Raw genomic sequence first — 23856 nt, 5'->3', positions numbered from 1 at the left:
AGGGCGCACAATGTCGCCCTGCCTTTCTTAGTTATTTCCGTTATTCGAATTGCCGTTCCCACGTTCCGTGTTTGGCGATTCATTATTCGATTGACCTTCTAACGGAGCACCTGAATCGTCTCCATCCGTCGGTTGGTCTGTTCCTTCATCAGTGCCTTCATCAGTAGCCGGCTCATCAGGATTTTGTTCGTCAGTCGTATCTTCACCATTTCCATTGTCGGTTTCGTTACCATTGCCGTTATTTTCCTCATTGCCGTTATTTTCATCTGCTGGGTTGTCTTCGTTATTTTCTTCTTCAGAAGGGTTTTCTTCTTCTTCCTTCGGTTCTTCTTTCGGTTCAATCGAGTAGCTCGCTTGCGCTGGTGCCGATTGCTGTTCACCCGTCAATGGGTTCGTCGCTTTGGCAACGATGGTGAACGTCGTGTCCCCTTCAGCTAAGTTTGCAATATCGACACTCGTCTCTCCAGTCGTACCGACGACTTTTTCACCGCCATCCGCCGACTGTTGCGTCACAGTGAACGAGATGTCTGAGTAGCCGTCTGCTTTTGCACCATCAAAATCGTATGACCACGAGACAGAACCGGCTTGTGAATCTTCATCATAGTTGACGCTTGCGCCCGTTGGAGCAGTCAATTTCTCAGGTTGAAGATCTTTTGGCTTCGTCCCTTTGACATAAAGTTCATTCCCAAGAGACAAGACAGAGTCTGGACGCTCGAAGCGATCTGGTTGACCTGTAATCTTTGTCGCTTCCTGCATCATATATTCAAAGAAGTATTGTGCATGGTCAGGCTCGAATTGAGCATTTGTTGCTTCACTCGACTTCCCTGTCCAAACCGAAATAGAATAGTCAGTTGAGTATCCCGTAAACCATTTATCTTTTGGATTTGTTGAGTTTGGTTCATTGGTCGTACCCGTTTTACCTGCTACGTCCCACGGGAATGCACCCGGTACGTATGTTCCACCTTCAGCGCTCACTACGTCACGAAGCATATCCGTCAACATGTATGCCGTATAATCTTCCATCGCCTGTTTCGCTTTGACTGGCGAATTGATGCTCGAACCGTCATTGAACTCAATCTTTTGAATCAAGTGAGGTTTTGTATACATGCCATTTGTACCGAGCGCCGCGTATGCGGCAGCCATTTGCGTCGTGCTTGCCTCAGCTGTACCAAGTGCATTCGACTCATTTAATTGATCGCCAGAATAAGAAGGTTCAATCCCGACATTTTTGACGAACGATTCAATAGCCTCTTGTCCATACTCATCCCGTACTTCTTGGAACGCTCGAACTGCAGGTGTATTCGCTGAAATCTTCAAATATTGGCGCATCGTATTTGGTCCACGGAACCCTTGATAATAGTTATTTGGACTATATGTGCCATCCAATTCCGCATCAAGCAATACTTTCCCCGTCGACCACTGTCCGTTCTCAATCCCTGGACCGTAATCAAAGAACGGCTTCGCGGTAGAACCAATCTGATACTTCTCGTTTGAATAGTCACGGTACGTCGTATCACCTTGTTTTTCCTGATGACTATCGACAATCGCGACAATCTCACCTGTCTTCGTATTTAATACGGTCGCACCCATTCTTAACTCTTCTGGATATCCGTTAGTTTGAAGATTAACGTTATTCGATTTGATATCACTATTAATTTTCGTATGCAACTCTTTATTGATTGACGTATACACTTTCAAACCTGTGCCATAGATATCTGACTGTTCAAGTCCGAAATCCTCTTCTAACTCTTTGAGTACGCGTGAATAGATTGCACGTGTGAACGCCTCTTCTTCCGTCTCTTCACCAGGTGAGATGACGTCAGCGATGGCAACATCAAGCGCTTCGTTATACTGTTCTTCCGAAATGTGACCGTCTCGTTTCATCGCAGACAAGACTTGTTCTTGACGATAACGCGTCAACTCTTGGTCGCCATTGATCGGGTCGTATGCACTCGGACGTTGCGGAAGACCTGCAAGGATTGCTGCCTCCTGGTAGTTGACTTCAGACACTGGCTTGTTGAAGTAGCGTTTTGATGCGGTTTGTACACCGTATCCACCACTACCGTAGTAGTTTTTATTTAAATACATCTCTAAAATCTGTTCTTTCGTATACTCACGTTCAAGTTTGAGCGCGAGCCACTGCTCTTGAAGCTTACGCTTCAACTTCTTATCCGTTGAAAGAAACGATTGTTTCACCAACTGCTGCGTGATGGTCGATCCACCTTCTGCACCGAAACCGTCAGTCAAGTTAGCCACGACCGCGCCACCGATTCGACGTAAGTCGATTCCGTTGTGTTCATAGAAACGACGGTCCTCAATCGAGACGACCGCTTGTTGCATCACTTCTGAAATATCGTCAATGGAGACGTATTCCCGAATTTGACCGGCTCCTTCGAGCGGTTCGCCTTCAGCCGAGATCAGCTGAATCGGATACGTATCGACGAGTTTTTCTTCGTCAAGCTCTGGTGCCGTCGCAATTGCATATACGGTATATGCTCCGAATGCGATGACTGCTGCAATAAATAACATGAAACCTAATAAAAAGATGCGTTTCCACATCGGCTTCTTACTCTTATTCTTTGGTTGTTTCCCAGTTTTTTTGCGTTTATTCGTCGTCGAATCTTGTCGACGTGCGACCCTACTTCGCTCCATTCATGGTTCACTCCTTCTATTCAATCGAGCCATTGATCGAGCACCGTCAAATAATCAATCGACGGTAAGGCTCTCGTCGGCACTTCAATCGCTTCCTCTTCAATAAAGCGAAGTGGAATCGATTTACGTCCCGTCATTCGTTGTTCCCACCACTGGACGAGTTGTTCGGTGGTCAATACATATTGCGTATTATAGCGACTAAAGCGGATGATGACAAAACAAATCCCTCCGTGACGTTCACACTCACGCATATGTTCAATTTGATGTTCATGGAAATTGCCGAGCGGAAACGACGTCTTATTATTCGTTTCTTTCGCTTCAAAGTCAATGTACTTGCCGCGATACACCCCGTTATAGTCGGTCGTGGATGCCTGTTTGAAATAAGCTTCCGTCACTTTGGCGGCACTCCGCTTCGGATAGTCGACTTTGACGATTTGTAACGGTGTCGGTTTCTTATGAATGACGGCCCGTTGATGAATCCGATAAAATTCATTCGTTTCATTCAACAACGTCTCCAAATTCATTCCGCGATTCGCATAGGTTGGAGAATTCGATCGTTCCTTCGAAATCCCTTCCCCCTTTTCTATCTTTGTCACTTTTGCTTTCTTACCGTTTGGATAATGGAACAATGTCGTCACCCCATACATACATATTAACAGGTCGGTCCACTCGTTCCTTCCGTCTCAGGTCTGATTGTCGACTTCTGTCGGTCGACACTTATGTGGATTTACCGCAACACATATCGTACCAAACTCCCGTATGTTAAACTAGTATGTAAGCGATTGTGTATCCAAATTGAAAAGCTCTCGTTATGTATGACCCGATTGTTTTTTTATGATAATAGCACCTATAGTGTTTATCCAAGATGACACATCGATAAACCTAATTGATGTCATTCTTTAAAAAGTGTGCAATTTCTGTGCAATAGATTGACCGAATCACCATTTGGAAATAAAATAGGATGCTTAAAGACGTTACTGTTAAGCCGTTTTGGAGGGATTGGATGGAAAGTGGAAAGAAGTATGTCATGTTCGTGGACGAGACTGGTACACCGAAAGGCAATACACAATTCAATTTGACTGGTGTGTTGATGGAGTACAAGTATTCAATCGACGCGGATGAAACCGGATTACCTTGTGAGTTGAAGCGTCGTCTTCATGCGTTTAAGCGAGACGTTTTTAAAACCGAGCAAATTCCGCTACATTTGAAAGAAATTTTAAAGGCGGAACATCCATACGGTAAAGAAGACGGCATCACGATCGACATGTTGCGTGATTTTTGGGATAAACTACCTGACTTTTTGCGGGGAATTGATTGTACCATCGTCAGTGTCGAAGTCGATAAGCAAAAATTACATGACTTTTATTCGACGCCAAAAGATCCGTACGTCGTCGCTTTCGCCCACCTGATGAAGTCCTTTTATGCGTTCTTAGAGGAAACAGAGGCAGTCAGTGCACGCGTCGTCCTCGAATCAAGAGATGATTATCAGAACCTACTCATCCAAAAAGCATTTTTCGATATTTTCAATTCTGGTACGGTCCACCTCGATGTCGAAAAGAGTCGTCAAAAAATTAAAGGCTTCATTTTCTCTGAGAAGCAGAACACGATGTATCAATCTGGATTAGAAATCGCAGACCTCGTCTGCCTCCCACTGTCACGCGTTCGTCGTGGTGTGATTGAAGTAAAACCACGGTTCGTCCATTATGGGGACGAGAACCGAATCTTCAAAGCGATCAAGGACAAAATTTACATTCGTAAAGAAAGTCCGGACCAAGACTTCCGCAACTGGGGCTTCAAAAAGGTACCCATCACGAAAAAGCGTCGTGAGTGGAGCGACCATCCTTGGAACCATTAAACCAAAAATGCATCGACACAAAACGTGTCGATGCATTTTTACGTAGTGACTTTCGTCGATTTCATTCGTTTCTTGCCTTCACGGCACATATGAAGAAGCGGGCACGTCTCACAGGCAGGTCGCTGCGCTTTACAATGGTAGCGTCCAAAGAAGATAAATTGATGGTGAAGCTGCGACCATTCATCGCGTGGGAACTTCTTCATCAACGTATCCTCGACTTGGCGAACGTTATCTTTCCAACGACAAATGCCAAGACGTTTTGACACGCGCTCGACGTGAGTATCCACGGCAAAAGCGGGTTCATGGAACGCGACCGACAAGACAACGTTGGCCGTTTTGCGACCGACGCCTGGAAGGGCCTCTAGAGACGCCCGGTCTGACGGCACAATCCCGTCGTGCTCGTTCACGATTTTCTCAGAGAGCGCCTTCACGTTCTTCGCTTTATTACGGTATAGGCCAATCCGCTTGATCAATGCCTCGATTTCCGAAACGTCTGCGGCAGCCATCGCTTCAACTGTCGGGAAGGCTTCAAATAGACCTGGTGTCACTTTATTGACAAGGGCATCTGTCGCTTGCGCGGAAAGCGCCACGGCGACCACTAATTCGAATGGATTTTGATGGGTCAACTCACAATGCGCATCCGGGAACATTTGCTTCATCGTGTCCGACACTTCTTGTAACTGAACTTTCGTCAACATCACTTGTTCCTCCGTTGATATTCCACGACATCTTCAAGCGTCTCGACTTGATGGTCCTGCCAGACGCGTAAGATTTTGTCCATATATTTAAAGTTTCGAACATTCCGTAGTTTTGCTTCGCGCAAAGCCGCCATAATCAACTCTTCGCTGAAGTTATCTTCCGTCATCCATCCAACGATTTGTTCAATCTCAAACGGGGTAATTGTCCCAAATTCTCGTTCAAATGTATGAATGATATTTTCATTCAACGTCTGTTGCGGTGCGATTTTCTCTTCTCCTTGTAACGCTTCAAACAGTGGCAATAGGCTGTATCGCTCGCTATTACTCGAAGCGTCAATGGCAATCAATTCTTTTTGCAACAGACCGAGCAGCACAGATCGTGCCTCATTCTCCGAAATATTCAATCGTTTCCCTAATTCGCTCGGGAGCGGCATGACGATGCCTTCCCCAGTCATTTCAAGTAGATGGACGATGAGACTGAATTCGACAGGTGACAAGTCGAGTCGTCTAGCATCAGTGAACAGTTTTCGCGGAATGACGACCGGACTTTGCTCGAATAATTGAATCAATTGATGTGCATCCATGTCGCACTTCCTTTCTAAGACACATTAATCGGGGAGGACATGACGTCTTCCCCGATTAATCGTTAAGGGTGGATTCGGTTTAATAAACGTGGGAACGGGATTGCTTCACGGATGTGCTCGATTCCACTGATCCATGCAACCGTACGCTCCAGTCCGAGCCCGAAACCAGAGTGTGGGACCGAACCGTATTGACGAAGTTCGAGATACCAATCGTACGCATCGGTTTCGTCAAGACCTTCTTTGATGATTTCTTCTTTTAGACGTTCATAGTCGTCTTCACGTTGCGACCCCCCGATGATCTCGCCATACCCTTCTGGTGCAATCAAATCTGCACAGAGTACGAGCTCTGGGTTTTCAGGGTCCACTTTCATATAGAACGGTTTGATTTCTTTTGGCCAGTGCGTGATGAAGACCGGTTGATCGTGCGCGTTCGCGATTGCCGTCTCATGTGGTGCGCCGAAATCGTCGCCGTATTCGATATCATCGAATCCTTCAGATTTCAAGAATTTGATCGCATCTTCATAACGGACACGTGGGAATGGTGCCTTCACTTGCGCCAACTTCTCTAGGTCACGTCCAAGGAATTCAAGTTCATTCTTACAGTTCTCAAGCGCAGACTGTGCGATGTATGAAACATACTGCTCTTGAATTTCTAGGTTCATATCGTGATCGAAGAACGCCATCTCTGGCTCGATCATCCAGAACTCGATCAAGTGACGACGCGTTTTTGACTTCTCTGCACGGAAAGTCGGTCCGAACGAGAATACTTTACCGAGTGCCATCGCAGCGGCTTCCATGTACAATTGCCCCGTCTGGGAGAGGTAAGCAGATTGACCGAAGTAGTCTGTCTCGAACAACTCTGTCGTACCTTCTGGTGCACTGCTCGTCAGGATTGGTGGGTCGATTTTGACGAATCCTTCTTTGTTAAAGAATTCATATGTCGCACGAATAATTTCGTTACGAACTTTCATAATCGCATGTTGCCGACGTGAACGGAGCCATAAGTGACGGTTGTCCATCAAGAATTCCGTTCCATGCTCTTTTGGTGTGATTGGATAATCCACTGATTCCGCAATCACTTCTAAATCAGTAACTTCTAATTCAAAGCCAAGTGGTGTGCGTCCACCATCTGATTTGACGTTACCTGTCACCCAGACAGAAGTTTCTTGTGTCACACCTTTGGCGAGGGTGAACAATTCTTCAGAAACGTCTGCCTTCACGACGACGGCTTGTGCAAATCCGCTGCCGTCGCGTAATTGGAGAAACGCAATTTTTCCGCTCGAACGTTTGTTGGCAATCCAAGCGCCGACGCGGACTGTTTGTCCTTCATAATCTTTAAACTGGTTAATTGAAATTGTTGTCATATTCATTTCCATCCTTTCGCTTATCGAGTGCGCTTCGTAATGAAGTCTTCTACTCGATTGAGCGCTTCTAATACGCGTTTTAATTCTGTTGCATATGATAATCGTACATAGTCTTCCTGTCCAAATCCAGAACCTGGAACGAGTGCCACGTTCGCCTCTTCAAGTACTGCCTCGCACCAAGCATCGACTGTGTCGTATCCGCTCTCGGTCGCGGCAACTTTTGCATTGGCATATAAGTAAAATGCGCCTTGTGGCTTCAAGCAAGTGATTCCCGGAATTTGTTCGAGACGATTATAGACGATATCAAGTCGCTCTTCGAACGACTGACGCATCATCTCCACATCATCTTGTGGTCCATTGTATGCCTCGACTGCTGCCGCCTGAGCGACAGATGTCGGGTTTGATGTCGAGTGAGAAGCTAAGTTTGTCATCGCACTAATAATTGTCGCATCACCAACGGCATACCCGATTCGCCATCCTGTCATCGCGTGGGACTTTGAGACCCCATTAATGATAATCGTACGTTCACGCATGTTTGGTAGGGTCGCAATCGATACGAATTCTGCGTCCCCATAAATCAACTTTTCATAAATTTCATCGCTCACGACGAGAAGGTTATGTCGAAGAACGACATCGGCGAGTGCCTGTAGCTCTTCTTTCGTATAAATCATTCCCGTCGGATTTGAAGGGCTGTTCAAAATGACTGCCTTCGTCCGGTCCGTGATCGCATGTTCGAGTAATTCTGGTGTCAATTTGAATGATGTGTCTTCATTGGTATCGACATATACAGGCTTTCCATCCGCAAGTTTAATTTGCTCTGGATAACTGACCCAGTATGGTGTCGGGACGATGACTTCGTCACCCTCATCTAAAATTGCTTGGAATAAAGCGTATAAAGCATGTTTTGCACCAGAAGCGACCATCACCTCATTACGCTCAAACGTCAACTGACTATCTCGCTTCGTTTTTTCGATGATGGCATCCTTCAACGCGACTGTTCCGCCCGAAGGTGTATACTTTGTATCGCCATCACGAGCCGCTTGGCACGCAGCATCGATGATTCGTTCTGGTGTATTAAAATCAGGCTCACCTGCCCCGAGTCCAATCACATCTTTTCCTGAGGCCTTTAGCGCTTTTGCTTTAGCCGTAATCGCTAATGTTGTCGATGGTGTGAGTTGCTTTACTCGTTTCGCTAATAGATGTTCCATCATGATCCCCCTCTAATTCGTCACATTTGATCGGTCAATTGGACGCGTCGAATATACTCTCCAGTCTGTAACGTGTAATACGAATACGTATAAGATGCATCTGCCTTTGTGACTACTTCAATAAGCGCTCTCTCGTCGAAACCATACTTACAACTGACTAGTTGTCCGCCTGTCTCCTTGACTGAACGAACGCAGACATCATTCGCATTTACTTCACCGATTTCACGCTGTTCAATCTCTAGTTTGTCATTCAATGGCACGAACCAGATAGAGTCCCCGTCCGCTTCCGGGAAAACAACATATGCCTCTGTCCCATTGAACAGCTCGCCTTGCCCCACTTGTAGGTTTGGCGATTCCTCATTCAATCGTGTCGTTGCTTCCTCGATGAGTTGCTCTTTTTGATTTTCTGTATGTCCAATCGTGAATCGATACATCACGCTAAAGACAAGGACGACACCAATTAGTGCCGTCACCAATGAGACGATCCATTTTGTTTTTCTGGTCATTCTGTACGATAGATGGTGAAGACCATCTCTTCCTTCTTCGGATCATTCACTTTTTTCTCAAGCGAAAGGCCGAACATCAAATCTTGACTTTTTAACGTCCGATTCAATAAATCGACAATCTTATAAACATCCGCAGTCGGTTCGATGCGTACACTCGCAAGCGTCTCAATATTCGAATTCATGTTGACTCCTCCTCCAAAACACTATACGTATCATTATAAAACGATAACATCATGATGCCTAGCGTTATCTATCATTTCTTGCAACGGAGTTTTCCTTTTCATCTAAGAATAACTCCAACTCTGATAGAGACGTTTCTAGCGTCCCTTCAATCCGGTCCACCTTCGGCAAGCTGTTGATAAACTGTTTCCCGTACCGAGTCGTCTCCACTCGACGGTCAAATACAAAAATCGCACCATAGTCCGCTTTCGATCGAATCAATCGACCGACACCTTGCTTGAATCGAATGACCGCTTGAGGAAGTGACAGTTCAAAGAATGGGGATTTGCCCATCGATTCAATCTTTTCAGAACGGGCTTGCATAATGGGTTGATCTGGTGGCGCAAACGGTAGACGTACGATGACAAGGCAGGTCAACGCCTCACCCGGAATGTCCACACCTTCCCAAAAACTAGCGGTCCCGAAAAGAATAGACTGCTCCATCCGCTTAAACTGCTTCGTTAATCGACTACGCGACCCTCCGCTGACACCTTGGGCAAGGAGCGTGTAGGACGGGTCGAGATGGTCTTTCACTTGTTCGTAAGTGAGACGTAACAATTCATTCGATGTGAAGAGAACGAGCATCCGTCCTTTTGTCACGTTCGCGATTTGAACGATTGATTGGGCCGTCTGGTCGACGAATTGCGGTAGCGGGACATCATTGATTAACGGGAAGTCTGATGGAACAAACAACTTGGCCTGCTCTTTAAAGTTGAATGGTGATGGTAGCACGACTCGTCTCACCGGTTCTCCTTCTAGTCCAAGTCGACGCTCCATGAAACTAAACTTACCGGAGACTGTCATCGTCGCCGACGTTAAAATCGTCGGTCTCTTCTTGAATAGACGTTCGTGCAACAGCGGTCCAATCTCGACAGGTTGTGTATACACCGAAGTCAATTTTCGGTTCCCTAAATTCAACTCGACCCAGCTGACCGCATCATCGTCTCGTGTCAACATCGTCTCATAAATGACACTTTCGAGTTCTCGAACATCGCTAATCAATGTTTTCAGATCACTCAAGAGCGCACGTTGTTTGAATGTCATATGCTCTTTTCGCTCATCGAGCAGACGGTGTAGGTGCCTGAGCGATGTCCGAAGCGTTCGCAACTTGTCCTCTAATCGATTCGCCACTTCGCGAATTGGTCGGAACGCAGCTCCTTCTCGTTCGAAACGAACCGTTTGACGAGGTTCTTTTTTCTTTCCTAACGATTGCAACGCAGTCAAAAGGTCCTCGAGCTCTTCTTCAACCCGAGCAAGCGCAGAATCAATTTGTTGGCTGAACGCCTCCGCCTCTTCCGTAACAGAAGTCAAATCGGCAAGTTGGATGATTCGTGAATGAAACTTTCCATCCGCTCCATATCCAAACCATTTAAACAACCGGTCGAATTGGATGGCATCAAACGTCACTCCAAAATGGTGAGAGGCCACTTCTTCGACTTGATGCGCCTCGTCTAATACGAGTGGCGTATCAGTCGGTAAGATGCCTGCCTGATGTTGTAAATCAGAAAATAACAACGCATGGTTCGTCACGATCAAGTCTGCCTCTTTCGAACGTAGGACCGCCTTTGTGAAAAAGTCACGACTATACCATGGATCGAATCGACCGAATTCACTTGAAGCATCTGCTTGTATCAGGCGTTTGAAGGCGGCAGGACCTTGCGTCGCAGACCCTGGGAAGGAGAGTTCTTCTAAATCCCCCGTCACCGTTTCAGTCAACCATACAAGCACCATCGCTTTACACATCGAAACTAACAGTCCATCATTCGATTCGTCGAGAACCATCTCAAATTTTCGCAAATCGATATAGTTCCGTCTTCCTTTCAACAGCGTGAATTCAATTTCCGGAAAAATCTGTTGGAGCACCGGTAAATCACGGGTCAACAACTGCTCCTGTAATTGAATCGTATGCGTACTGATGACGACCGGCCGTTTCGTCTCGAGTGCATGATGCGCGCTCGGGATCAAATACGCCAATGTTTTCCCAGTACCGGTCCCAGCTTCGACTAACAGCGTTTCCTCATCATCTAACGCTTTATAGACGTGACGCATCATTTCAAATTGACTTTGTCTCGGCTCAAACTGCTCAAAGATTGACGGGAGCGTCTCTTCAATCGTACGAAGTAGAAACGGTTCGAACGGCTCACGCTCTATTGCCGGTACGAATGAATCGTCCGGACGACGCAAAGCAATCTTACGATGAATATCAAAACGTGTTTCGTCATCAGGTCGAATCCCAATCTCGACGATGATTTCATCGAGTAACGGCTCGATATGACTCGTCCACGACTCTGATAAGTCGCGAAGTCGTTTCAATGTCACGACAGGCAACTCACGCAACCGCTCCAGCATTCGAATAAAGAGCTCGGCAGTCGCCTCCGCATCACTAAGGGCCCGATGTGCGTCAGTATGTACGAGGTCAAAAGTGTCGGATAACGCTTCAAGGGCATGGCTCTCTAATGTCGGATAAAGAATGCGCGACATTTCAACCGTGTCAATGGCTCTACCCTGAAATGGAAGGTAACCGGCTTGTTCAAGACTCTCGTTTAAAAAAGTTAAATCAAATGCGACGTTATGCGCGACAAATACCCGTCCATCTAGCATTTTCCAAATGTCGGGAATCACTTCTTCAAATGTCGGTGCATCACTTACGTCATCATCGCTAATCGTTGTTAATTGCGTAATAAAAGGTGGGATTGGTCGACCAGGTCGAATCAAGGTGCTATAGCGCTCGATTACTTCACCAGCTTGTACGACGACCGCCGCAAACTCAATCAGTTCATCACCGGACTTTACGGAATGACCCGTTGTCTCTATATCCACAATCACATACGTGTCCATAACATCCATCCCATCTTAGGCACGCTCGTGCTTTCTATCTGTCTCATCTTACCATAGAACGAACGACGAAAAAACGGGGATGCCTTTGTCGACATCCCCACAATACTTTATAAAATCGTATGGGCGATCTCTTCGTAAAGAAGTTGATCGACCTCGTTTTGCTCATTCAATACGGCTACTTTCGGACGATGCGTTTTCGCTTCTTCCGCTGTCATTTGACCGTACGCCATGATGATGACAACATCACCGACCTGGAAATGACGTGCTGCGGCACCGTTTAAACAAATCACACCTGATCCACGTTCCCCTTTAATGACGTACGTCTCGATGCGAGCACCGTTATGGTTGTTCGTGATGTGCACATGCTCGTTTTCCATGATGCCTACCGCATCCATCAAGTCCTCATCGATTGTGATCGAACCGACGTAGTGTAAGTTTGCTTCTGTCACTGTAGCTTTATGAAGCTTCGCGTGCATAAATGTACGAATCATTGGATTCATCCCTTCTTCCAAATCACATTATCAATCAATCGGGCTCGTTCGAATTGAACGGCCACCGCTATCAATATTTCATTCGAATCGCTTGAGGCAACACCGAGCGTTGGATAGTCCACGAGTTCGACATAATCGATTTGACTGTTTGGAATCCCGTCTAATCGTTCGGTCAATTGTCGTTTCACTTCCTCAATCTTGTGACCTGACTCAAGCGCTTCTCTTGCTACCGTCAACGCTTTAAAGATTTGACTCGCTTCTTCTTTTTCAACATCTGACAAATACACGTTTCGAGAAGACTTGGCTAATCCTGTCTCCTCACGAATAATCGGGCAGCGTCGAATGTCGACCGGAACAAAATAGTCTCGGACGTATCCTTCGATCAGCGCCACTTGCTGGGCATCTTTCAGACCGAAATAAGCACGTGTCGGTTGAACAAGGTTAAATAATTTAGAGACGATTGTCAACACACCATCAAAATGGCCGGGACGACTTGCCCCACATAACACGTCCGCGCCTTGGCGAACAGTGACGCGTGCCATATCAAGCGGATACATCGTCTCCGTTGTCGGATAGAACAGAAGGTCGACACCGGCTTCCCGAGCCAACTTTTCATCTCGTTCAAAATCTCGAGGATACCGATCGAGGTCTTCGTTCGGGCCGAACTGAGTCGGATTGACAAAGATACTCATGACAACGAAGTCATTTTCACGTCGTGCGTTCTCGACGAGACTCATATGTCCTTCATGCAAATATCCCATCGTGGGAACGAAGCCAACTGTTTGGTTCGTCGGAAGCGTGTGGCGCAACTCTTCAACGGTTGATACAATCTTCATCATTTTCCTCCATACAGCGAATCGAGTAATGATTCATCCATCGTGAACGTATGACGTTCAAGCGGAAATTGACCAGTTTTTGTCTCTTCCACATAAGAACGGATAGCCTCTGTCGCCACTTCATTCACATCCGCATATGCTTGAACAAATTTAGGTAAGCGGTCTACCCCGTACCTCAATACGTCGTGATAGACGAGTACTTGTCCGTCGACTTCCGCCCCGGCACCGATCCCGATGACTGGGATTGTCAACTCTTCTGCGATTCGTTTTGCTAACTGGTGAGGGACACACTCGAGGACGAGCATCTTCGCACCCGCTCGCTCGGCAGCCAAGCTGTCTTGAAGTAGTGTTTCAGCTGCCTCTAGCGACTTCCCTTGTACCTTGTACCCTTCTAATACACCGACCGATTGCGGAGTCAACCCTAGATGGGCGACGCACGGCATTCCCACCTGAGTCAGACGTTCAATCGTCTGTAAGACTTCGCCGGCACCTTCTAGTTTAATGGCATCCGCATGTCCTTCTTGGAATAGACGGGACGCTGCCTGGAGCGTCCGATCAAAATCACCATGGTATGTCGCAAATGGCATATCCACTACGACGAACGTGTTTTTCGCCCCACGGCGTACAGCTTTCGAGTGGTGAAGCATATCTTCCGTCGTCACTGGGATTGTCGAATCATACCCAAGAACGACCATCCCAAGGGAATCGCCGACCAGAATCAAATCGACACCTGCCGCTTCTGCCAGCTTCGCTGACGGATAATCATACGCCGTCAACATGACGAGCTTTTCCTGCTCGTTCATCTTTTTCAATAATGAAGTCATCGTGTGCATCTGTTTCTCCTCCTAAACGTGGAGACAGGAAAGAATAAACGCCTTCTTACACGAATGGCAAGAAGGCGCACGAAAAACAAGTTCATGGTTTTCATGAGTAGTGTCCTTCTGTCCCTGTCAAAATGATCAAGGCAGACAACTGATTGTGACAGTCTGCAAGTGCGGTACACTTCAACAAATGATAGCGTCCGACACATTAAGTATAGTCGATGGTCTCGCTTTCATCAATCATTCCACACTGCAATCTCAGCAGAGTAAATCGTTTCGATCTTTCCATCTGCCTCAAGAAGCAACGCGCCCTCTTCGGATATCCCTCGCATGACACCAGATCGCGACGCACGAGAAGCGTTCAACGTGATCGTTTCATTCAAATAGGCGGCATGACGCATCCAATTTACTCGAATCGGGTCAAACCCCGCTTCGAGGAATCGATCGTATTCGATTTCAAGTTCAGCTAGCAATTCAGCCAATAGTTCACTTCGACGGTATCTTTTACCGGTCTCTAGGTAAAGGGAGGTGGCTCGATGTGCCAACTCTTGCGGAACCGCCTCGCCATTGACGTTCACGCCGAACCCTAAGATGACAGCTTGGATACGGTCGCCTTCCGTCTGCATTTCTGTCAAAATACCGCCGATTTTCTTTCCATTCAATAATAAGTCGTTTGGCCATTTAATCGTGACATCAAGGTGTCGATGATTAAGCGCTCTTGCGAAGGCGCTCGCTGCCATCAAAGTCAGTTTCGACGCGTCACGAATTGGCAAATCGGGTCTCAGGATGATACTCGCCGCAATATTGACTTGTTTCGGGTTATACCAATGTCGCCCGAGTTGTCCCCGTCCTGCAGTCTGTTCCTCACTGATGACGAGTGTCCCTTCTGGTACATGTTGTTGAGCTAGCTCATGGGCGATTCGTTGTGTCGTATCAATCTGCTCATATGCATGCACAGTTTGACCGAATCGGCCTTTTCGGAATGAGACGAAAGCTGGTTCATCCAACCGGTCGCTCTGTTCGATCAGTTGATATCCTTTACGGGGAATGGTATGAATCGCGTACCCGTCTTGCTTAAGGGTTTCGATATGTTTCCAAATAGCGGTACGTGAAATATTCAATTGGCGCGCCAATTCTTGTCCGCTCCATACTTCCCCATTTTGTAACAGTGTCAGGACACGCCCGCGCGTTGAAGCCATCTTCTCGCCTCCTCTTTCAATACAGTCTCATGATTCGGAATGTCTTGTGAAATGACACGTCGTTCGAGATCGAGCAACAGGTGCTTGATTGCCTCTCCTCTCGCCCCGAGTTCAAGGGCATCCCGGCCATTGAATTTCAGTTCTTGACGAGATTGGATCGGGAGCAATCGTTTCAGTTCTCGACTGCGGTCCTTTTCACCATTCATTTTAAAATAAGTCGAGAGCGTGTCTTCATCCGTCATGTAGACCGTCATCACATCGAGCCCCGTCTCACAGAGTTCGGCGAGCGCCCGAGCCTCCCGCTTGATCGCGTTCGATCGTTTCCATGGCAGTAGCCACGTCTCATCTTTCGCATGATATAAGAAGAGAGCCCAGCCACTGACTGCGTTCACGGGAGTCCGCTCATCTTGTTGCACCCGCTGCATCAATTCGGTCGTCACGTTCGGTAAATGACGATGGATCCCGAGCTCGACCATCTCGGCTAACGCTTTTCGGTAGGCAGGTCCGGTCAACAGCTTTTCAAACTCGATCGCGATGCGTTCCATCGCAATCTGTTCGAGCTTATGGCTAAGCGCACTCGCCGCGTCGCGCAATTCCTCATGTAAGGTAAAATCGAGCTGAGACATGAAACGGAGGGCACGCATGATCCGAAGGGCATCCTCACCGAACCGTTCGAAAGGACTCCCGACCGTCCGGATGACCCGTTCCTCTAAATCATGCTGACCCCCAAATAAATCCACGACTTGACCATCATGGAACGCCATCGCGTTCATCGTAAAGTCGCGACGCAACATGTCCTCTTCGAGTGTCACCCCGAGTGCGACATGGTCCGGACGTCTTGAATCTGAATACGACCCTTCCGAACGAAATGTCGTCACTTCAAACGGGTGATGGTCAATGATGACCGTGACCGTTCCATGCTCGATACCGGTCGGGACCGATTTCGGGAACAGTGCCATCACTTCCTCCGGAAACAGAGAAGTCGCCAAGTCGATATCGTCGGGCAAACTTCCAAGCACATAGTCCCGAACGGCCCCACCGACGATGTACGCCTCACCGCCATGTTGTTCGATTGTCTCGATGATTTGTTTTGCATACTCCCACTCTGTCATGAAGTCACCACCTGTTCATACAAGCGCTCATATTGTGTCACAATGTCTTGCGAAGCGAAACGCTTCGATTTTTCGAGTCCATTTTGTCTGAATCGCTCTTGAAGTACCGTATCTGTCAGTATGCGTTGCATCGCCAGAGCGGCGACTGTCGCCTCACCTCGCGGAACGACAAAGCCGTCCTCGCCGTCCGTGATGACTTCCGGTAAGCCGCCTGCGTCACTGACGACCGATGGGACACCCGTCGCCATCGCCTCAAGTGCGACGAGACCGAACGCCTCTTTGTCTGACAATAGGACATGAACGTCACTAATGGAGAGGAGTGCGGCGACTTGCTCTTGTTTCCCGGCAAAGATGACGTCGTCTTCAAGTCCCATCTCTGTCACGAGACGACGCATCGCACCCATGAGAGGACCATCTCCGACGAGTAACAGTTTTTTATGTGGTACCTCCATCTTGTCGAACGCCTCAAGGACAAGGTCGACACGTTTGACGGGACGGAAGTTTGAAATGTGGATGACGACTCGGTCATCTTCCGTCAGACCGTATCTTTCACGCAGTGTCGGGTCGATCTGAGGTGTATAGACCGACTCATCGATAAAGTTGTGAATCACTTGAATCGGTAAATCGCCTGCGATTCGCTCCTCTGTCTCCCGTTTCAAACTATGTGAGACGGCCGTGATGGCATTCGATTGGCGCAAGCCATAAAGAATCGCCGGTTTCAATTCCTCATCCTCACCGAGCACCGTGATGTCGGTCCCATGTAACGTCGAGACGATCGGTGTCTTCACACCGGCCATCTCCCGACCAAGCGCAGCACATACAGCATGTGGGACCGCGTAATGCGCATGAATGACATCAAGTCCGAACGATTGGATGACACTCGCGATTTTCGCCGATAGCGTCATATCGTATGGCGGATAGCGAAAGACTGAATATTGATTGATTTCGACTTGGTGGAACGTGATATTCGGGTGGTAGGCGTTTAAACGGAACGGCATACTACTCGTGATGAAGTGGACGTCATGTCCGCGGTCTGCAAGCTTCATCCCGAGTTCCGTCGCTAAAATCCCTGAGCCTCCGACCGATGGATAACAAAGAATTCCAATCCGATACGTCATGTGAGATCACCTGCCTGTTTCACGACATACGGTCGCACTCGCTTCAAACCTTCCGCATAGGAGACGCCAATCAAACTTCCGAAATGTCGTTCACGGGCGACCACCCGTTCTACATAAGCGTCTGTGAGTGGCGTTTTCACCCCGTCAACAGGCGTGAATTGACTCGCATAACATTGCAGCGCCTGAGTCTTCACTTCAATTGTCTTGCTAATATCGACACATACGTCTGGCTCGACGTGCGCATTGATCATATATTGGTACACACTTTCCGGTCGATATGCCGGAAGCTCCGGTAAATATTTTCGGATACCGGCGTTGAACAGCGCCTCTGTCACCAAGTACGCACAAGCTGCATGATCTGGATGACGGTCGACCTCATATGGATAGATCAAGTGTGTCGGACGTTCACGACGAATCAACGAAACAATCGCCTCGAGCTGCTCTGCGCTTCCATCTATCCCCCGGTCTTTAAAGCCGAGATTTATGCGACGGACACCGAGCACAGCATCTGCCGCACTTGCTTCTCGTTGTCGTGTTTCTACATCACCATTCGAAGATAGCTCCGCTCTCGTCAAATCGACGTAAACGACCTCAATCTTCTCTTTTGTCCATTGGGCGGTCATCCCTGCAATCCCGATTTCGATATCATCTGGATGTGCCCCGATGGCTACTACTTTCATCTACATCACCTCTTCTTTGAAAAGTATAGCCGACTCGTTTCTGAATGTCATATGTTCAGGGTAGTCAATCGAACTGTTTTTCGAGTAATCTATCTAAGGGGAGGTGAACCTGATGACGGTACAATTACCGATTCGTGTTCGAAATATCATATTCATTTTAATAGGTTCTTTTATTTTTGCATTCGGCGTTTATCACTTCAACGTCCAAAACAATTTGGCTGAAGGTGGATTCACCGGAATCACCTTGATTCTTCGGGGTCTCTTTGATATCTCGCCTTCCATTACGAACTTGGCGTTAAACATCCCGCTCTTTTTCATGAGTTACAAGTTGCTAGGTCGAACGACGTTTATCTATACACTCATCGGGACGTTCTCATTCTCACTTTGGTATGCACTCATCGCTAAATATTCTACGCTCGTCATCGACCTGACGGATGATATGGTGCTCGCCAGTTTATTCGCCGGTCTCTTTATCGGGGTCGGACTCGGCATCATCTTCAACAATGGCGGGACGACCGGTGGCGTCGACATTATCGCGCGTCTCGTCCAACGGTATATCGGTTGGTCAATCGGAAAGACGTTTCTCATCTTCGACTTCTTTGTCATCGTCCTTAGTTTGACGTATCTCGATTACCGTGAGGCGATGTATACACTTCTCGCTGTATATATCGGGGCACGTGTCATTGACTCGATGCAAGAAGGAACGTATGCCGGTAAAGCCGCGATGATCATCAGTGACCACCGGACCGCCATCGCTGATGGGATTCACGCGACGATGAACCGCGGCACGACAAGGTTGCTTGCCAAAGGTGGCTACTCGAATCGTGACCTTGAAGTATTGTACGTCGTCGTCGGACGAAATGAAGTGAACCGTTTGAAGACGATCGTCAAACAGATCGATCCGCACGCATTTGTCACGTTCCACCACGTCTATGAAGTTGGCGGAGAAGGGTTCACGTTCGATGAGAATCGGATTCCGTTGAAGTAAACAAAAATCGCCCGTTCATATGATGAACGAGGCGATTTTTTATGCTTCAATGCTAAGTACTTCGAATGCCAGCGTACCTTCGGGCGATTCGACGTGTACGATTTGACCAACTGTAGCACCAATCAAATTGCGACCGAGTGGCGATGAGCTTGAAATACTCCCTTGTCCTAAGTCCGCCTCGGCCTCACTTACGATTCGATAGCTCTCCGTCTCCTCGTCGTTTCGTTCCCGAATGACGACCTTGTTTCCGAATGACACGACGTCCGTTTGTTTGGGTTCGACGATCGTTGCGTCGTCAAGCAGGCGTTCAAGTTCTAAAATATCCGCCTCCATCCGCTCATAGTCACGTACCGCTTCGGCATAGGTGACATCTTCTCGGAAATCACAAAACTTTCGCGCCGTCCGCATGCGTTCACGTGCAACCGTCCGGGCATGCTTTAACGTCGCGAGCCTATTTTTCACTTGATCATGACCCATCGCTGTCAATTGTGGCTTCATGGACAACATCTCCCTCTCTCAACAAATCAAAAAATCCCGCCGGTTGACGGGATTTCGTTCTATTCTTCTCGTGGCATGAAGACGATGAGTGCCAAACGAATGAGTTCGGCAACGGCAACGAGCGTCGCAGCCACATATGTCCATGCTGCGGCATTCAATACTTTACGTGCACCTGACTCTTCTGTCGCCGTCACGATTCCGTGTGACGTCAACTGTGCCATCGCCCGTTTCGAAGCATCGAACTCGACCGGTAGCGTAATCAATTGGAATACGACCGCACCGAGCATCATGATGACACCGAGTTGTGCCAACCCGAGTGCGCCGAACAAGAAGCCTCCGAGCAATAACGGGAACGACAAGTTCGACGTAATGTTAACGACTGGAACGAGACTATGACGAACGCGCATCATCTTGTAGTCAGTCGCATCTTGAATGACGTGACCAATCTCGTGAGCTGCAATCGCAGCCGATGAAATCGTCGATCCTTGATATACTTCACGAGACAGACGAACGACTTTATTGACTGGGTCATAGTGGTCGCTCATGAGTCCATCGACCATTTCGATTCGTACATTGTGAACACCGTTCTGTTTCATGATGAAGTCAGCGACTTGTGCGCCTGTGACACCGCTTTGAAGCGGTTGTTTTAAGAACTGTTTGTACGTGCTTTTCACTCGCATCTGGGCCCATAAAGGGATGAGCATAATCAGTGCAAGATAGAAAATATAGCCACCTAATGACATTTTCTATTTCACCTCTGCGTGTATTTGATAATTTGATTTTACATTCTTATGAACTTATTTTCAAGCGAAGGGCGTAGGACGAACGCATATCCCATAAAAAAACATAATCCCGTTAACCAAAACGAGCCGTAGCCGATCCACATAATATGTTCTGCGAGTGACGGATAGCGCGGCCATTGACCGAGCACGTAATCGACCACGTCATTATGAATTACCCAAATGAGCGAGCAGACAAACGATGTAACTGTCCATTTCATAAACGGTGCATAGATGAGTGCCTGAAGCGCCATTGCTCCGTGGGAGACCATCAACATGACCGCCATTAAGACGGTGAGGGTCGGTGCATCAGTCGGTAACGTCCCTAAAAACATGATATTCATGATGACGGCCCATACCCCATATTTGATCAACGTAATGAACGCAAGCGTCTCAAACAGCGGAGAGCGTTTGTTCGCAATCCATAGCCCGAGCACAATCGTAAAGAAGAGGGATGCCGTTGGGCTGTCCGGAACGAATGGCCAATATACATAAGGTGTATCCCGTAGTTGAGGTTCATACCAAATATAGCCGTAAATCGTACCTCCTAAGTTGATGACAAATAAAAGAGTCAGTACGATTCGATGCATCAAGAAAGGTTTTAAAAACGTCGGGTTCATTGTCTCCATCCTTTTTTCTTCAGTTTATCTCAATACGAACAAATAAGTAAAAAAGTGTAGCCTGGTTTCTCAGGCTACACTTTATGGCTTACTCGTTATTTTCGCCGCCTTCACCATATGAAGCGATGAACTCAGATAATACTTGTAAATCTTCAGGTGAGCCGTCCCACTGACCAGCAGGCATCGTCCCAATCCCGTTTACAGCAATATCTGCAATCTCTTCAGCCGTGTACGTCGTACCGACCAAGGCAGGAGCAGCTGCTCCACCTTCTAAGTTTTGACCGTGACAGTTCACACATGATTGAGCCGAATAAATCTCATATCCTGGTGCAGCTGTATCAATTTCAGGACCTTCACCTGGAATTTGAAGTTCACCTTGTGCATGAACTTGATCCCAGTGTGTCGTTTGAACAGATTCCCAAGTCAAGTAGAAGACTGAAAGAATACCGAGCATCATGAAACTAATGGCGACTGGTCGTTTCGCAGGGCGACGCTCGAGACCTTGGTCAAGCCAAGGTGCGATGAGAAGTGCCGTGAACGCCAAACCTGGAATAATGACTGTACCGAGTAAGATCCAGTCTCCAGCAGCGAATTGATATTTGAGTAACTGATACAAGAACAAGAAATACCAGTCCGGTAATGGAATGTATGACGTGTTCGTTGGATCGGCGATATTTTGAAGCGGTGGTGCCTCGACAATCGTCAAAGCGATGAATCCGATCAAGAAGACCGAACCTACCATCCACTCTTTAAGCAAGAAGTTTGGCCAAAACGCTTCTGTGCGCCCTGGATATTCTGAATAGTCTTTTGCAATGTTTTGTTTCCGATTCGAGATTCCTACTCGAGAGTCGGTTACAAATTTCATCCCTTTACCGCGATGCATATCGTTTCTCCTCCTTTTTCTCCTCGAATCGGCTTATAGCGGTCCAGAAATACCTTGTTTACGAATCATCAAGAAGTGGGCCCCTAATAATCCGAACAATGCCGCCGGTAAGAAGAAGACGTGAATCGCGAAGAATCGTGCGAGTGTGCTCGCCCCGACAATCTCACCACCGGCGAGAAGTGTCTTCGCAATACCACCGATGACCGGTACACTTTCAGCAATTTGAAGCGTAACTTTCGTTGCGAACAACGCTTTCATGTCCCAAGGAAGCAAGTATCCTGTAAGTCCAAGCGCCAAGACGACGAAGAACAAGAGAACACCGACGACCCAGTTAAGCTCACGTGGCTTCTTATACGATCCCGTGAAGAACACGCGGAGCGTATGTAAGAATAACATGACGATGGCAACGGATGCGCCCCAGTGGTGCATCCCACGAACGATTTGTCCGTGTGCAATTTCATTTTGTAAATAGTACACCGACGCGTGCGCGTTGATGATATCTGGTACATAGTACATCGTCAAGAACATCCCAGAAAGGATTTGAATGACGATCGTAAAGAATGTCAAACCGCCAAAACAATAGACAAATGCAGAGAAGTGATGAGCAGGGTTGACGTGTTCCGGTACTTCATGGTCTGCGATATCGCGCCAGAGCGGTGTGATGTCTACGCGTTCATCGACCCAATCATAAATTTTTTGTAACATCGGCTAGTTCCCCCTCTCATTACTGAGCGACTGGACTACCTAAATATAGGAAGCCGTCTTTTTCTTCTTTTTCATAACGTGCAAGTGGTGCAGTTGGTGGTGTACCTGGAATGTTCGTTCCATCTTTTTCATAACGTCCTAAGTGACATGGACAGAAGAATTCTTGTGGACGAGTCGGATCACCAGCAAAAGCTACCTGGCAGCCAAGGTGTGTACAAATCGGAGAAAGTGCGATGATTTCGCCACTTTCTGTTTTGTATACCCATGCTGAAAGTGTTTCTTCAAATTCGTACCAAGCATCTTGTGTTTGTTTCTTAAAGTCGACACGTTGCGGCTCAGTCGTGATGTCATCAAGACTCATTACTTTTACTTTGTCGCCTGCTCCAGATTTTTTCAAAACCGGATCGATCGCAAAGTTGACCATCGGACTGATCAATGTTGCCGCCATAAAGCCACCTACTCCAGTCAGTGTGTACGTTAAGAACTGACGGCGCGTGACTTTTGACCCATTTTGAGCCATTTCGTTCCCCCCTCATTCGTGTGCATAACCCCATAATTCTTTATGCATTCTTCACAAAAATTTCTCACTCAACAAAATAGTATATCAATAAAACCTCTACGTCAACCGCTTCATGTCGCCATCCAACGGCTCGAAAGTTCCGTGATAACTTGTGTCGCAAAATTTTGTACCATCGTATGCGCCTGATCGCTCGTCATCGCTCCTAGCGCTAACGGCGGCACGAACAAAATTGGCAATTCATACGGCTTAAAACGGACGTCTGATGCAATGAACAAAACGTGAGAAAATCCGGATGTTTCCGCTTTTTCCACTACATCTTTCGCTAATTCTACACCAGCTTCCACATCGGTGTAACTGATTGTCGGGCTGAGCATCGTTCGACCAGATAATTGACGTTCTGTCTCGACCGTAACGGCATGAATGACTTCATAGCTTTCGGCTTTACGAACCATATCCTCACCAAACGCCAATTCTGCGAGCGGAACGATGAGCGTATCGACGTATTGTCGTTCGGCAATCGAGCGTAGTGCCCCTTGACTATCGAACCTCATCTTTTCCCTCCTCTCCAACTGATCTCATCATGTCTATTGTATCGTACATGACTTCGTTCACGTTTCAAACTTATGAACGAACTGTGAAATAATTGTGTATTCCTACGTTATTAATATACCAAAAAACAAGC

At 47.4% G+C, this 23856-nt stretch carries 25 protein-coding genes; 2 read left to right on the top strand and 23 right to left on the bottom strand.

Translation table 11 applies throughout. The features are described from left to right. Positions 1-27 precede the first annotated feature (27 nt). Together KNO75_RS03010 and recU are read right to left on the bottom strand one after the other, a co-directional pair. Positions 28-2652, bottom strand: coding sequence for a transglycosylase domain-containing protein (locus KNO75_RS03010; protein ID WP_214819717.1), 2625 nt, complete (start codon positions 2650-2652; stop codon positions 28-30). 20 nt (positions 2653-2672) lie between these two features. Further along, positions 2673-3299, bottom strand: a complete 627-nt coding sequence (recU, locus tag KNO75_RS03005) for a Holliday junction resolvase RecU (protein ID WP_214788568.1) — start codon at positions 3297-3299, stop codon at positions 2673-2675. A 356-nt stretch (positions 3300-3655) separates the two neighbouring features. On the opposite strand from recU, the gene KNO75_RS03000 reads away from it, so the two are divergent. Beyond that, positions 3656-4507 carry a DUF3800 domain-containing protein gene (locus KNO75_RS03000; protein WP_251126025.1) on the top strand — a complete coding sequence of 284 codons (852 nt, stop codon included), beginning with the start codon at positions 3656-3658 and terminating at the stop codon, positions 4505-4507. 38 nt (positions 4508-4545) lie between these two features. On the opposite strand, the gene nth is transcribed toward KNO75_RS03000, so the two are convergent. From nth to bshB1, 14 genes are all read right to left on the bottom strand, one after another. Further along, positions 4546-5205, bottom strand: coding sequence for an endonuclease III (gene nth, locus KNO75_RS02995; protein WP_214793940.1), 660 nt, complete (start codon positions 5203-5205; stop codon positions 4546-4548). After that, the gene (locus tag KNO75_RS02990; protein WP_214819715.1) at positions 5205-5789 is read right to left on the bottom strand and encodes a DnaD domain-containing protein; all 585 of its coding nucleotides are present in this window, start codon (positions 5787-5789) and stop codon (positions 5205-5207) included. The genes nth and KNO75_RS02990 overlap by 1 nt, the downstream gene beginning before the upstream one ends. A gap of 62 nt (positions 5790-5851) precedes the next feature. Continuing rightward, on the bottom strand, positions 5852-7153 hold the full coding sequence (asnS, locus tag KNO75_RS02985) for an asparagine--tRNA ligase (protein WP_214788579.1): 1302 nt from the start codon (positions 7151-7153) through the stop codon (positions 5852-5854). A gap of 20 nt (positions 7154-7173) precedes the next feature. Continuing rightward, positions 7174-8361, bottom strand: a complete 1188-nt coding sequence (locus KNO75_RS02980) for a pyridoxal phosphate-dependent aminotransferase (RefSeq protein WP_214819713.1) — start codon at positions 8359-8361, stop codon at positions 7174-7176. A gap of 20 nt (positions 8362-8381) precedes the next feature. Further along, complete coding sequence (locus KNO75_RS02975; protein ID WP_353047562.1) at positions 8382-8834, bottom strand: hypothetical protein; 453 nt, start codon at positions 8832-8834, stop codon at positions 8382-8384. 29 nt (positions 8835-8863) lie between these two features. Then, positions 8864-9049 (bottom strand): YpmA family protein, encoded by a 186-nt coding sequence (locus KNO75_RS02970; protein ID WP_015881492.1) that lies wholly within the window; start codon positions 9047-9049, stop codon positions 8864-8866. A gap of 64 nt (positions 9050-9113) precedes the next feature. Then, positions 9114-11924 (bottom strand): ATP-dependent DNA helicase DinG, encoded by a 2811-nt coding sequence (gene dinG / locus KNO75_RS02965; protein ID WP_214793947.1) that lies wholly within the window; start codon positions 11922-11924, stop codon positions 9114-9116. A 107-nt stretch (positions 11925-12031) separates the two neighbouring features. Next, positions 12032-12415, bottom strand: a complete 384-nt coding sequence (gene panD / locus KNO75_RS02960; RefSeq protein WP_015881490.1) for an aspartate 1-decarboxylase — start codon at positions 12413-12415, stop codon at positions 12032-12034. A 5-nt stretch (positions 12416-12420) separates the two neighbouring features. After that, complete coding sequence (panC, locus tag KNO75_RS02955) at positions 12421-13251, bottom strand: pantoate--beta-alanine ligase (RefSeq protein WP_214788590.1); 831 nt, start codon at positions 13249-13251, stop codon at positions 12421-12423. Then, complete coding sequence (gene panB / locus KNO75_RS02950) at positions 13251-14084, bottom strand: 3-methyl-2-oxobutanoate hydroxymethyltransferase (RefSeq protein WP_214793951.1); 834 nt, start codon at positions 14082-14084, stop codon at positions 13251-13253. Before panB ends, panC begins: the two co-directional genes overlap by 1 nt. Before the next feature lie 224 nt (positions 14085-14308). Continuing rightward, positions 14309-15271, bottom strand: coding sequence for a biotin--[acetyl-CoA-carboxylase] ligase (locus KNO75_RS02945; protein WP_214819709.1), 963 nt, complete (start codon positions 15269-15271; stop codon positions 14309-14311). Further along, positions 15244-16383, bottom strand: coding sequence for a CCA tRNA nucleotidyltransferase (locus KNO75_RS02940; RefSeq protein ID WP_214819707.1), 1140 nt, complete (start codon positions 16381-16383; stop codon positions 15244-15246). The genes KNO75_RS02945 and KNO75_RS02940 overlap by 28 nt, the downstream gene beginning before the upstream one ends. Next, positions 16380-17501: an N-acetyl-alpha-D-glucosaminyl L-malate synthase BshA gene (gene bshA, locus KNO75_RS02935; protein ID WP_214819705.1), complete on the bottom strand. Its 1122-nt coding sequence runs from the start codon at positions 17499-17501 to the stop codon at positions 16380-16382. The genes KNO75_RS02940 and bshA overlap by 4 nt, the downstream gene beginning before the upstream one ends. After that, positions 17498-18181, bottom strand: a complete 684-nt coding sequence (gene bshB1 / locus KNO75_RS02930; RefSeq protein WP_214819703.1) for a bacillithiol biosynthesis deacetylase BshB1 — start codon at positions 18179-18181, stop codon at positions 17498-17500. Before bshB1 ends, bshA begins: the two co-directional genes overlap by 4 nt. A gap of 112 nt (positions 18182-18293) precedes the next feature. On the opposite strand from bshB1, the gene KNO75_RS02925 reads away from it, so the two are divergent. Then, positions 18294-19169, top strand: a complete 876-nt coding sequence (locus KNO75_RS02925; RefSeq protein WP_214788607.1) for a YitT family protein — start codon at positions 18294-18296, stop codon at positions 19167-19169. A 39-nt stretch (positions 19170-19208) separates the two neighbouring features. Here KNO75_RS02925 and KNO75_RS02920 read toward each other — a convergent pair whose 3' ends face one another. From KNO75_RS02920 to KNO75_RS02890, 7 genes are all read right to left on the bottom strand, one after another. Next, positions 19209-19667, bottom strand: a complete 459-nt coding sequence (locus KNO75_RS02920) for a GreA/GreB family elongation factor (RefSeq protein WP_214819701.1) — start codon at positions 19665-19667, stop codon at positions 19209-19211. 59 nt (positions 19668-19726) lie between these two features. Next, a complete protein-coding gene (locus KNO75_RS02915; RefSeq protein ID WP_214745364.1) occupies positions 19727-20410 on the bottom strand; it encodes a zinc metallopeptidase in 684 nt (227 codons plus the stop codon). Positions 20411-20448: 38 nt separating this feature from the next. Continuing rightward, positions 20449-21066, bottom strand: a complete 618-nt coding sequence (locus KNO75_RS02910; RefSeq protein ID WP_214819699.1) for a DUF1405 domain-containing protein — start codon at positions 21064-21066, stop codon at positions 20449-20451. An 88-nt stretch (positions 21067-21154) separates the two neighbouring features. Beyond that, the gene (locus KNO75_RS02905; RefSeq protein ID WP_214788615.1) at positions 21155-21949 is read right to left on the bottom strand and encodes a menaquinol-cytochrome c reductase cytochrome b/c subunit; all 795 of its coding nucleotides are present in this window, start codon (positions 21947-21949) and stop codon (positions 21155-21157) included. Positions 21950-21982: 33 nt separating this feature from the next. After that, a complete protein-coding gene (gene qcrB, locus KNO75_RS02900; protein WP_026826162.1) occupies positions 21983-22654 on the bottom strand; it encodes a menaquinol-cytochrome c reductase cytochrome b subunit in 672 nt (223 codons plus the stop codon). Positions 22655-22673: 19 nt separating this feature from the next. Beyond that, positions 22674-23174 (bottom strand): QcrA and Rieske domain-containing protein, encoded by a 501-nt coding sequence (locus KNO75_RS02895; RefSeq protein ID WP_074034622.1) that lies wholly within the window; start codon positions 23172-23174, stop codon positions 22674-22676. A gap of 110 nt (positions 23175-23284) precedes the next feature. Further along, positions 23285-23725 (bottom strand): DUF2487 family protein, encoded by a 441-nt coding sequence (locus KNO75_RS02890; RefSeq protein ID WP_214788617.1) that lies wholly within the window; start codon positions 23723-23725, stop codon positions 23285-23287. Positions 23726-23856 lie beyond the last annotated feature (131 nt).

The sequence above is a fragment of the Exiguobacterium sp. s35 genome, assembly GCF_018617535.1.
GTDB lineage: Bacteria > Bacillota > Bacilli > Exiguobacteriales > Exiguobacteriaceae > Exiguobacterium > Exiguobacterium aestuarii.
This window is presented reverse-complemented; position numbering and strand designations above follow the sequence as displayed.